Source organism: Tibeticola sp., assembly GCF_022759015.1.
Classification (GTDB): domain Bacteria; phylum Pseudomonadota; class Gammaproteobacteria; order Burkholderiales; family Burkholderiaceae_C; genus Tibeticola; species Tibeticola sediminis.
This window is the reverse complement of sequence record NZ_JAEMQB010000098.1, coordinates 1-11,099: the sequence shown is the minus strand read 5'-3', so window position 1 is coordinate 11,099 and position 11,099 is coordinate 1. Positions and strand designations below refer to the sequence as shown.

Sequence of the window (11,099 nt, the reverse complement as noted above, 5' to 3'; positions counted from 1 at the left end):
GTGCTCGAGTTCGGCACGGTGATCGCCGAGGGCACGCCCGCGCAGGTGCAGGCCGACCCGCGCGTGCTCGACGCCTACCTCGGGGGTGCGGCATGAGCGCGGGCAACGGGCTGGCGCTGTTCGAGCTCAGCGAGTTCAGCGTCTCGTACGGCGCGGTGGAGGCGGTGCACGCCGTGGACCTGCGCGTGGGCGAGGGCGAGATCGTCACCGTCATCGGCCCCAACGGCGCGGGCAAAAGCACGCTGCTCAACGCGAGCATGGGTTTGTTGCCCTCGCGCGGGGTGCTCACGCTCGCGGGCGAGCGCATCGACCGCCCGAGCGTGGAGGCCATGGTCGCGCGCGGCGTGGCGCTGGTGCCGGAGAAGCGCGAGCTGTTCGGCGAGATGTCGGTCGAGGACAACCTGCTGCTTGGCGGCTTCGCGCGCTGGCGCCGCGGCCTGCGCGACCAGGCCAGCCGCATGGAGGAGGTGTTCGCCATCTTTCCGCGCCTCAAGGAGCGCCGCGCGCAAATGGCGGCGACGCTCTCGGGCGGCGAGCGGCAGATGCTGGCCATCGGCCGCGCGCTGATGAGCCGGCCGCGGCTGCTGATGCTCGACGAGCCCTCGCTGGGCCTCGCACCCCTGATCGTGCGCGAGGTGCTGCACGTGGTGGCCTCGCTGCGCACGCATGGTGTGTCGGTGCTGCTGGTCGAGCAAAACGCCCGCGCCGCGCTGCAAGTGGCCGACCGCGCCTATGTGCTGGAGATGGGGGCCGTCGCGCTCAGCGGCGAGGCGCAGGATCTGCTGCACGACCGCCGCATCATCGACACCTACCTCGGCCTCGGCGGCAAGGCGCAGGCGGCTTGACGGTGCCGCGTGCCGTGCGCGTGCTGTGCGCGCGTGCCGTTGCGCCTCGCTGCTGCGACATATTTTGAAGTTTTTCCCTCAAACCCCGGCGTCAAACCCTGGGTTTTTGCTATCAAAAAAGGAATGACCATGAGCCAAGTTCTGCAGAGCTACCTTGCCGGCCGCTGGAGCGGCGCCACGCCCGCGCAGGCGCTGCGCCATGCGGTCAACGGCCAGACCGTGGCCTACACCCATGCCGAGGCGGCCGATTTCGCCGAAGCGATGGACTATGCGCGGCGCGTCGCGCTGCCCAAACTGCTGGCGCTCGACTTTCAGCAGCGCGCGTCGCGGCTGAAGGCGCTGGCCAAATACCTCAACGAACGCAAGGAAGCGCTCTACGCCGTCTCGGCCTGGACCGGCGCGACCCGCGCAGACGGCTGGATCGACATCGAAGGCGGCACCGGCACGCTGTTTTCCTACGCCAGCGTCGGCTCGGCCGAACTGCCCAGCGGCAACCTCATCCACGAAGGCCCGGCGCTGCCGCTGGGCAAGAAAGGCGTGTTCGCCGGCACCCACATCCTCGTGCCGCGCGGCGGCGTCGCGGTGCACATCAATGCGTTCAACTTCCCGGTCTGGGGCCTGTTGGAGAAGTTTGCGCCGAGCTTTCTGGCCGGGATGCCCTGCATCGGCAAGCCCGCGACGGCGACGAGCTATCTGACCGAAGCCTTGGTGCGGCTGATCAATGAGTCCGGCATCCTGCCCGAGGGCGCGCTGCAGCTCGTCATCGGCTCCACCGGCGACCTGCTCGACCAGCTCGATGAGCGCGATGTGGTCACCTTCACCGGCAGCGCCGACACCGCAGCGAAGCTGCGCGTGCACCCCAACCTGGTTCGCCACAGCATTCCCTTCAACGCCGAGGCCGACTCGCTCAACGCGGCGATCCTCGCGCCCGAGGTCACGCCCGACGACCCCGAATTCGACCTCTACGTCAAGGAGCTGGTGCGCGAGATGACCGTCAAGGCGGGGCAAAAGTGCACCGCCATTCGTCGCGCCATCGTGCCGCGCGCACATCTCGACGCGCTGGTCGAGCGTGTGCAGGCCCGGCTGGCGAAGGTCGTCGTGGGCGACCCCGCGGTCGAGGGGGTGAAGATGGGGCCGCTGGCCTCGCACGCGCAGGTGGCCGACGTGGCCGAGCGCGTCGCCCTGCTGCGCCGCAGCGCCGAGGTGATGTTCGACGGCGGCAGCGGCTTCGCGCCGGTGGGCGAGGGTACGGCCGACGGCGCCTTCTTCCCGCCGACGCTGCTGCTCGAGCGCGCGCCGCTGGGCGACGCCCCCGCGCACGACGTGGAAGCCTTCGGCCCGGTCAGCACGCTGATGCCCTACGACGGCCTCGATGAAGCGCTGGCCCTGGCCGCCCGCGGCCGCGGCAGCCTGGTCTGCACCCTGGTGACCCGCGAGCCGCAGACCGCCGCGCGCATGGTCGGCGCGCTCGCCGCGCTGCACGGTCGCGTACATGTGCTCGATGCCGAAGCCGCGCCCGAATCCACCGGCCACGGCTCGCCGCTGCCGGTGCTCAAACACGGCGGGCCGGGGCGCGCAGGCGGCGGCGAGGAGCTCGGCGGCCTGCGCGCGGTGCGCCACTTCATGCAGCGCGCAGCCGTCCAGGGCTCGCCCAGCATGCTGGCCGCCGTCACCGGTGAATACGTGCGCGGCGCGCGTCGCATCGAAACCGGCACCCATCCGTTCCGCCGCCATTTCGAGGACATCCAGATCGGCGAGTCGCTCACCACGCCCAGCCGCGTCATCACCGACGCCGATGTGCACGCCTTCGGCCAGCTCACCGGCGACCTGTTCTACATGCACTTCGACGACGAAGCGGCCAAGGCCAGCCCGTTTGGCCAGCGCATCGCGCACGGCTACCTGGTGCTGTCGGATGCGGCGGGCCTGTTCGTCGTGCCCGAGCCCGGCCCGGTGCTCGCGAACTACGGGCTCGACACGCTGCGCTTCGTCAAGCCGGTGGCGATCGGCGACAGCATTCAGGTGCAACTCACCGCCAAACGCAAGATCGACCGTCAAAAGGCCGACGCCCAAGGCCGCGGCCAGGGCGTGGTGGCTTGGGACGTGCAGGTGACGAACCAGCACGGCGAGCTGGTCGCGAGCTACGACATCCTGACGCTGGTGGCCAAGCGGGAAAGGTAGGGCAACGCTGAACGAGTCCCCCGCGCGTCGCGCATCCCAGCTGCGGGCAGTCTGCGTCGAAAGCAAATCCTCGCCATCGCTGCGGCTATGGCTGCGGTTTGCGCCTCGCATCCCATCCCGCGGCCGAGCGCGCGCCATCACGGAAACTGTTCGGTGTTGCCTCAGGCGGCTCCAATAGTCCTGTTTCGATAGCGCAATCGCACCGATTCACGCCGGCATCCAGCCGATTTGGCTGAAAAGTCAGCTTTTGGGGCCTCCACGGGCGGTGCGCGCGCGCCGCTCATGGGCTTGGGTGCTCGGGGCGGCTGCTTCGCTGGCCAGCGCAGCCACCGGCAGGCGGACATCGGCCTTGATTTCTTTGAGCACGATGCTCGAGCGCACATGCGTCACGCCGGGCAGCTTGAACAGAGTGGCGTGCAGGAAGCGCTCATAGGCGGCGATGTCGGGCATCATCACCGTGAGGATGTAGTCGGCCTGCCCGGTCGTGGAGAGGCAGCGCACGATGGCCGGCTCGGCAGCGACGGCGCGTTCAAAGCCGCGCACCAGTTCCTCGGTGTGCGCCGCCAGATTGACTTCGACGACGACCAGCAAAGACAGCCCCACCCGGCTGCGGTCCACCAGCGCGCTGTAGCCGCGAATCACGCCCGCGTCTTCCATGGCCTTGATGCGCCGCCAGCAGGGCGTGGGCGAGAGGCCCACCGCGTCGGCGATTTGCTGCAGCGTCTGGCGCGCGTCGCGCTGCAGCTCCTGCAGGATGCGCAGGCTCCAGGCGTCTAGGGTGAATACTTCGCTCATCGGGGCTGTTTGAGAAGAAATTCGGTCGTAATCATGCCGATCTTGGCAAAAAGAGCAAACGGTTTCTCCGGGCGTGCGCAGAAACTGGCGCCTCCACCGTTCCCCTCGAGGAGGCTGCGCCATGTTCACCCATCCGGCCCCAGCACCGTGCGAAAGCGCATCGGACCGCATCGCTGAAGCACCGCCTTTGCAACGCCCTGGCTATCGGCTGGACGACGCGCTGTGGGCCGACGAGGGCGTGGTGTTTCTCAGCGGCACCCAGGCGCTGGTGCGTCTCTTGCGAATGCAGAGCGCGCGCGACGCAGCAGCGGGCTGGAACACCCGCGGCTTCGTGAGCGGCTACCGGGGCTCGCCGCTCGGCGGGCTGGATCAGGCTTTGTGGAAGGCCGGCACCCGGCTCGAGGAGGCGGGCGTGCACTTCGTGCCGGGCGTCAACGAAGAACTGGCGGCCACGCAGGTGCTCGGCACGCAGCGCGTCGAGTCCGACCCCGAGCGCACGGCCGACGGGGTGTTTGCGCTCTGGTACGGCAAGGGGCCGGGTGTGGACCGCGCCGGCGACGCGCTCAAGCACGGCAATGCCTTTGGCGCCTCCCCCCACGGCGGTGTTCTGGTGGTGGCCGGGGACGACCACGGCTGCGTGTCCTCGTCCATGCCGCATCAAAGCGATGCGCTGTTTGCCGCCTTCCACATGCCGGTGCTGCAGCCGGCCAACGTCGCCGAGTTGCTCGAGTTCGGGCTCTACGGCTGGGACTTGTCGCGCTTTTCGGGCGCCTGGGTGGCGATGGCGGCGCTCTCGGAGGTGGTCGAGAGCGCCGGTACGGTGGACCTCGACGCGGTGCAGTCGCGTGTGCGCGCCTGGGTCGGCCCCGAGGCGGTGCGCGCCGCGACCGGCTATACGCCGCCCGCCGATGGGCTGCATTACCGCTGGCCCGACCTGCCCTCGCTGGCGATCGAGACGCGGCTCGCAGCCAAGCTCGAGGCGGTGGCGGCCTTTGCGCGCGTCAACCGCATCGACCGCATGGTCATCGAGGCGCCGCAGGCGCGGCTGGGCATCGTCACCTGCGGTAAGGCGCACCTGGACTTGATGGAGGTGCTGCGGCGGCTCGACATCAGCCTCGCGCAGCTCGCGGCCGCAGGCGTGCGCCTCTACAAAGTGGGCCTGGCCTGGCCGGTGGAGCCGACGCGGCTGCGTGCCTTTGCCGAGGGGCTCGAGGAAATTTTGGTCGTCGAGGAAAAAGCGCCCGTGGTCGAGCAGCAACTGCGGGCTTTGCTCTACAACGCGCCGCCGTCGGCGCGCCCGGCCATCGTCGGCAAGCACGACCGACAGGGGGCGCCGCTCATTGCCGCCACCGGTGAGTTGCGCCCCTCGCGCCTCATCGAAATCTTCGCGCACTGGCTGCAACGGCATTTCCCCGACGCAGCCACCTTCAACGACCATCTACAGCATGTGCGCGACTTCACGGTGCCCGAGCTGCTCTCAAACGCCGCCGACACGGTCAAGCGGCTGCCGTATTTCTGCGCCGGCTGCCCGCACAACACCAGCACCGTGGTGCCCGAGGGCTCCACCGCGCGCGCGGGCATCGGCTGCCATTTCATGGCGAACTGGATGGACCGCAGCACCGCGGGCCTGATTCAGATGGGGGGCGAAGGGGTGGACTGGGTCTCGCATGCACGCTTTACGCGCGTGCCCCATGTCTTTCAGAACCTCGGCGACGGCACCTTTTACCACTCGGGCACGCTGGCGATCCGCCAAGCGGTCGCCGCGCGCGCCCACATCACGTACAAGATCCTCTACAACGACGCCGTTGCGATGACCGGCGGCCAGCCGGTCGATGGCCGCATCAGCGTCGATGCGATCGCGCGCCAGGTCGAAAGCGAAGGCGTCAGCGCTGTTGCCGTCGTGTCCGACGACATCGGCAAGTACGCTGGCTTGCGCAGCCGTTTCCCGGCCATGACCACCTTTGCCGATCGCAGCGAGCTCGATGCGGTGCAGCGCCGCCTGCGGGACACCCCAGGCGTGACCGTGCTCATCTACGAGCAGACCTGCGCCGCCGAGAAGCGCCGCCGTCGTAAGAAAGGCGCGCTGGCCGAGGCGCCGCAGCGGCTCTTCATCCACGAGGCGGTGTGTGAAGGCTGTGGCGACTGCACCGTGCAAAGCAATTGCGTCGCCGTGCTGCCCGACGCGAGCGGGCCGTCGGCGGCGCTGTTTGGCCGCAAGCGCCGCATCGACCAGACCGCCTGTAATCAGGACGAACGCTGCGCCGACGGTTTTTGTCCGAGCTTCGTCAGTGTCCAGGGCGCGCGCATCCGGCGCAGTCTCGGCGCATTGGCAGGCCCCGCGGCCAGCGCCTTCGAGGCCGCGGTGCGCGCCTTGCCTGAGCCCGGGTCGCATGTCTGGCAGGCACCTTATGACCTGCTGATCACCGGCGTCGGTGGCACCGGCGTGGTCACGGTCGGGGCGATCGTGGCGATGGCGGCGCACCTCGAGGGCAAGCGCGCGAGCGTACTCGACTTCATGGGCTTTGCGCAAAAAGGTGGCGCCGTGCTGAGCTTCGTTCGCCTGGCCGACCGGCCGGAGCGGCTCCACCAAGTGCGCATCGATACGCAGCAGGCGGACGCGGTGCTGGCCTGCGACCTGGTGGTGGCAGCCTCGTCCGAAGCCCTGCAGACCGTGCGCCACGGTCGCACCCGCATCCTGGCCAACCTGCACGAGACTCCGGTGGCCGAGTCCTTGCGTAACCCCGATGCCGATCTGCACGTGCCCGAACTGCTCGCCAAGTTGTGCCATGCGGCGGGCGAGGAGCGGGTGCAGACCTTCGACGCACAGGCGCTGGCCGAGGACTTCCTCGGCGACACCGTCACGGCCAACATCCTGGCGCTGGGTTTTGCGTGGCAGCGGGGTCTGGTGCCCTTATCCCGCGCGGCCCTCGAGCGCGCCATCGAGCTCAACGCCGTGGCGGTCGACGCCAATCGCCGCGCTTTCGCACTCGGGCGGCTCGCCGCTGGTGATGCGCGGGCCCTCGAAGCGCTGCGCGTGGCCGCGCACACGCCAGGTGCCGCCGCAGATCTGCGATCAGCGACCGAGGCGGCCTTCGACCTCGATGGCTATGTCCAGGCCGGCGTGGCCCATTTGCGCGCTTACCAAGACGCGGCCTGGGCCGAGCGCTACCGCCAGCGCGTCGCCGCCGTGCGTGCGCGTGAGGCAGCCTGGGGCACGGTGGGCCGAGAAGGCCGGCTGGCGCAGACTTACGCCCGCAGTCTCCTCAAGCTCATGAGCGTGAAGGATGAATACGAAGTGGCGCGGCTCTACAGCGACGGTAGCCTCGAGCGCGCGCTCGAGGCCCAATTCGAAGGGTCCTACACGCTCACCTACCATTTCGCGCCCCCGCTGCTCGCGCGCGCCCGGGGCGGCCAGCCGCCGCGCAAATGGCGCTTCGGGCCCTGGGTGCGGCCACTGCTGCGCCTGCTGGCTCAGGGCCGACGGCTGCGCGGCACGCCGCTCGACCCCTTCGGCCATACCGCCGAGCGGCGCATGGAGCGCCGCCTGCTCGCCGACTACGAGGCACGCGTCGACGAACTCCTTGCCGCGCTCGAAGGCGCGGATGCTCGAAGCCCGAAGCGTGTGGATCTTGCGGTGCAGATCGCCGCACTGCCGCTGTCCCTGCGCGGCTATGGACATGTGAAGGCGGCCCAAGTCGCTCAGGCCCGGCTGCGCGAGGCCGAACTGCTGCACCGCTTCGACCCCAAGCGATATCCCGCGCCGGTGCGCGCCGCGCAAGCGGGCCAGTTGCGCGGCATTCCGGTTGCTCGTGCAGGTTGAGACAGCGCCGACTACCGGAATGCTTGCCGCCTTGGTTTCAGGCAAGAAAAAAGGGCCCGAAGGCCCTGGATTTGGCGTTGGCCAAGAAGGTTTACTTCTTCGCTTCGCCGGTCACGGGCTTTTCGCCCGCAGGGATGGTGCCGGCCTTGGCGGCTTCCTTGGCTTCAGCCTTGACTTCCGCACGCTTCTTGGTCGACTTGGCGGCCTTGGCCGGAGCGGGTTTTTCGCCGGTGGCGACTTCACCGGCTTTCATGGCTTCCTTGGCCTCGGCCTTGACTTCGGCGCGCGCCGGGGCAGCGGCCGGAGCCTGAGCCTGAGCAACGAGCGAAGAGCCAGCGAGAAGGGCGAGCAGAGCGAGCTTCAATTTCATGGTCAATCCTTTGAAAAGTTGGACCGGATACAGTGGGTTTGCCCGGAGGCGCGATGCACCTCCATGCAGGTCTGACAACGGCTGGGTATTGCTGGGCGTTGACCGCATCCCGTCCAACCCTGCAAATTTCGGTATCAGAGTGTGTCCATGAAGCTGCGCAGTTTGTCCGAGCGGCTCGGGTGCTTGAGCTTGCGCAGCGCCTTGGCTTCGATTTGGCGAATGCGCTCGCGCGTGACGTCGAACTGCTTGCCCACCTCTTCGAGGGTATGGTCGCTGGCCATTTCGATGCCAAAGCGCATCCGCAGCACCTTGGCCTCACGCGGGGTCAGGCTGTCGAGGATTTCCTTGACGACTTCGCGCAAGCCAGCCTGCATCGCCGCATCCACCGGCGCGACGTTGCTGCTGTCTTCGATGAAGTCGCCCAAGTGGCTGTCGTCATCGTCACCGATCGGGGTTTCCATCGAGATCGGCTCTTTGGCGATCTTCATGATCTTGCGGATCTTGTCTTCCGGGATTCCCATCTTCTCGGCCAGCACGCTCGCGTCGGGCTCGTAGCCGAACTCCTGCAGGTGCTGCCGGCTGATGCGGTTCATCTTGTTGATGGTCTCGATCATGTGCACCGGGATGCGGATGGTGCGCGCCTGATCCGCGATCGATCGCGTGATGGCTTGCCGAATCCACCAGGTGGCATAGGTCGAAAACTTGTAGCCGCGCCGGTACTCGAACTTGTCGACCGCTTTCATGAGGCCGATGTTGCCTTCCTGGATGAGGTCGAGGAACTGCAGGCCGCGGTTCGTGTATTTCTTCGCGATCGAGATGACCAGGCGCAGGTTCGCCTCGATCATTTCTTTCTTCGCGCTGCGGGCCATGGCCTCGCCTTCGTTCATGCGCTTGTTGATGTCCTTGAGCTCATGCAGCGGCACGACCACCTGGGCCTGGAGGTCGATGAGTTTTTGCTGCAGATCCTGCACCGGCGGGATGTTGCGCGCCATCACCGCGCTCCAGGGCTTGCCGGCAGCGGCTTGACGCTCGATCCATTGCAGGTCGAGCAGGTGCGAGTTCGGCCCGCTGAATTCGGCTACGAATTGCTCCTGCGGGTAACCACACCGCTCGACGATGATTCGGCGCAGTTCACGCTCTTTCTTGCGGATGTCGTCCACCTGCGCGCGCACCATGTCGCAAAGCTTCTCGATCGTCTTGGCCGTGAAGCGGATGGTCATGAGCTCGTCCGACAGCGCCTTCTGCGCCTTCTGGTAGGCCGGGGTGCCCCAACCTTCGCGGTCGTAGACCTTGTGCAGCTTTTCGAACAGCACGGCAATGCGATCGAAGCGTTCGAGCGCCTGGTTCTTGAGCTCTTCGAGCTTCTTCGTGAGTGCCTTCGAGCCGCCCTTGCCATCGTCGTCGTCGGCTTCGTCGAACTCGTCGAAGTCTTCCTCGGCAACGTAGTCGTCGGCTTCGTTCGCGTTGACGAAACCATCGACCACGGTGGAGATGACGACCTTGCCCTCGCGGATCTCTTCGGCCATGCGAAGGATCTCGGCAATCGTGGCGGGTGACGCGCTGATCGCTTCCATCATCGCCGTCAGGCCTGCCTCGATGCGCTTGGCGATCTCGATTTCGCCCTCGCGGGTGAGCAGTTCAACCGTGCCCATCTCGCGCATGTACATGCGCACCGGGTCGGTCGTACGGCCAAATTCGCTGTCGACGGTGGAAAGCGCGGCCTCGGCTTCTTCTTCGGCCTCTTCTTCCGAGGCGGCGGTCGGCGCCGCATTGCTCAGCAGCAGCGTCTCGGCGTCCGGGGTCTGCTCGTAGACCGCCACGCCCATGTCGTTGAGCATGTTGACCACGACCTCGAGCGTCTCGGCGTCGACGAGCTTGTCGGGCAGGTGGTCGGAGATTTCGCCGTGGGTCAGATAGCCGCGCGTCTTGCCGAGCTTGATGAGCTTCTTGAGCCGCTCGCGCCGCTTGGCCAAGTCTTCCTCGGAGAGCACGGTTTCGTCGAGGCCGAACTCCTTCATCAAGGCGCGTTCCTTCGCCTTGCTGATCTTCATGCGCAGGGGCTTGACCTTTTCTGCGGTCGGCTCGGCCGCGACTTCGGTCTCCTCGATCAGCTCTTCTCCGACTTCGATCAGGTCGAGATCTTCTTCGAGTCCGATCTCGTCGCCCGCCTTGGCCTTGGGCTTGCGGCCGCGTTTGGCGCCACCCGTCTTTGCGGCGGTGGTTTTCTTGGCGGCCGCCGGGCGTCCCGGTTTTTTGCGGGCAGGGGCTTCGGCTTCGCTCACGGCCAGTTCGGAGTCGAGTCTTTCGACGGCGGTGGCGGCAGCGGCAGATTTCTTCTTGGCAGACTTTTCAGCAGGGGTTTTGGATGCAGGCACGGGAACGACTTTCCGAACGATGGTTTCAGACGAGCTTGGGGCTGCGACACCGGCGGCCGCCGCGGCGGCTCGCGGGTTCTTCGCCGGGGTGTCGCGCACAATGGAATGCCCGGCCGCGGCCGGTTTCTTCGACGTGGAAGCAGGCATCTGGAACCTCGAAACACAAAACTACACACGGCGCGCGGCGCTACGGACGCAGCGGCGCGTTCACGCCAGCCCGCATGGGCCGGCACTCGAGGCAAGATGGTGGGCGAACATTTGGCGTGCAGTCCTTGCGGTAAGGTGGCCGGTCGAGCGCGGTAGACGCTGGCTGCGGTTGGCCTGGCCCGGAGGTGCTGCTGTCGCTCTTGCCGTAGGCAACCGGTAAGTATATCCGATCCGGCAAGTATTCAACCTAAATCCGGCAGTTGACCGCTTCTCGCTGAATGCAAAGTGTTGTTGTTGCAATGGCTTTTGTTGCGGAGGCGGTTCACCGCCCGGGTGAGCGCTGCGCACCCGGTCAAGCCACCCTCGGGCCCGGGGGCGGCGTTGCAAATCCTCGCCATGGCACCCGCCATGTCTGCGGTTTGCGCCTTGCCCGCGCGCCCGATGGCGGCCCGCCCGGGCGCGCCCAACTGCCGTATTTAGGTTCAAGGGCTCGGCGCGGGCTATTCGACGGCGTCGAGCCCCGCCTGGAGTTGACGCCGGCGCTCGTGCAAGGCGCGCAAGCGATCGAG

7 protein-coding genes are annotated in these 11,099 nt (G+C 67.4%); 4 read left to right on the top strand and 3 right to left on the bottom strand.

Annotated features, from left to right (window positions below; genetic code table 11):
* From JHC36_RS06005 to paaZ, 3 genes are all read left to right on the top strand, one after another.
* On the top strand, positions 1-96 hold a 96-nt coding region (locus tag JHC36_RS06005), incomplete at its 5' end, for an ABC transporter ATP-binding protein C-terminal domain-containing protein (RefSeq protein WP_503006915.1).
* The gene (locus JHC36_RS06000) at positions 93-845 is read left to right on the top strand and encodes an ABC transporter ATP-binding protein (protein ID WP_287917069.1); all 753 of its coding nucleotides are present in this window, start codon (positions 93-95) and stop codon (positions 843-845) included. The genes JHC36_RS06005 and JHC36_RS06000, both read left to right, overlap by 4 nt.
* A gap of 129 nt (positions 846-974) precedes the next feature.
* Positions 975-3,023, top strand: coding sequence for a phenylacetic acid degradation bifunctional protein PaaZ (gene paaZ / locus JHC36_RS05995; protein WP_287917066.1), 2,049 nt, complete (start codon positions 975-977; stop codon positions 3,021-3,023).
* A 240-nt stretch (positions 3,024-3,263) separates the two neighbouring features.
* On the opposite strand, the gene JHC36_RS05990 is transcribed toward paaZ, so the two are convergent.
* Positions 3,264-3,818 carry an Lrp/AsnC family transcriptional regulator gene (locus JHC36_RS05990; RefSeq protein WP_287917063.1) on the bottom strand — a complete coding sequence of 185 codons (555 nt, stop codon included), beginning with the start codon at positions 3,816-3,818 and terminating at the stop codon, positions 3,264-3,266.
* A 121-nt stretch (positions 3,819-3,939) separates the two neighbouring features.
* On the opposite strand from JHC36_RS05990, the gene JHC36_RS05985 reads away from it, so the two are divergent.
* Entirely contained in the window at positions 3,940-7,638 is a 3,699-nt protein-coding gene (locus JHC36_RS05985; RefSeq protein ID WP_287917061.1) for an indolepyruvate ferredoxin oxidoreductase family protein, read from the top strand.
* Between the two features lie 91 nt (positions 7,639-7,729).
* On the opposite strand, the gene JHC36_RS05980 is transcribed toward JHC36_RS05985, so the two are convergent.
* Together JHC36_RS05980 and rpoD are read right to left on the bottom strand one after the other, a co-directional pair.
* Positions 7,730-8,008, bottom strand: a complete 279-nt coding sequence (locus tag JHC36_RS05980) for a hypothetical protein (RefSeq protein WP_287917058.1) — start codon at positions 8,006-8,008, stop codon at positions 7,730-7,732.
* A gap of 134 nt (positions 8,009-8,142) precedes the next feature.
* A complete protein-coding gene (rpoD, locus tag JHC36_RS05975) occupies positions 8,143-10,530 on the bottom strand; it encodes an RNA polymerase sigma factor RpoD (RefSeq protein WP_287917055.1) in 2,388 nt (795 codons plus the stop codon).
* Positions 10,531-11,099: the final 569 nt, after the last annotated feature.

What these genes read in the sequence shown, in the direction of transcription:
- JHC36_RS05985 (WP_287917061.1), top strand. Translation starts at nt 3,940, where the DNA reads ATGTTCACCCATCCGGCCCCAGCACCGTGCGAAAGCGCATCGGACCGC.
- JHC36_RS05990 (WP_287917063.1), bottom strand. Translation starts at nt 3,818, where the DNA reads ATGAGCGAAGTATTCACCCTAGACGCCTGGAGCCTGCGCATCCTGCAG.
- paaZ (WP_287917066.1), top strand. Translation starts at nt 975, where the DNA reads ATGAGCCAAGTTCTGCAGAGCTACCTTGCCGGCCGCTGGAGCGGCGCC.
- JHC36_RS05980 (WP_287917058.1), bottom strand. Translation starts at nt 8,008, where the DNA reads ATGAAATTGAAGCTCGCTCTGCTCGCCCTTCTCGCTGGCTCTTCGCTC.
- JHC36_RS06000 (WP_287917069.1), top strand. Translation starts at nt 93, where the DNA reads ATGAGCGCGGGCAACGGGCTGGCGCTGTTCGAGCTCAGCGAGTTCAGC.
- rpoD (WP_287917055.1), bottom strand. Translation starts at nt 10,530, where the DNA reads ATGCCTGCTTCCACGTCGAAGAAACCGGCCGCGGCCGGGCATTCCATT.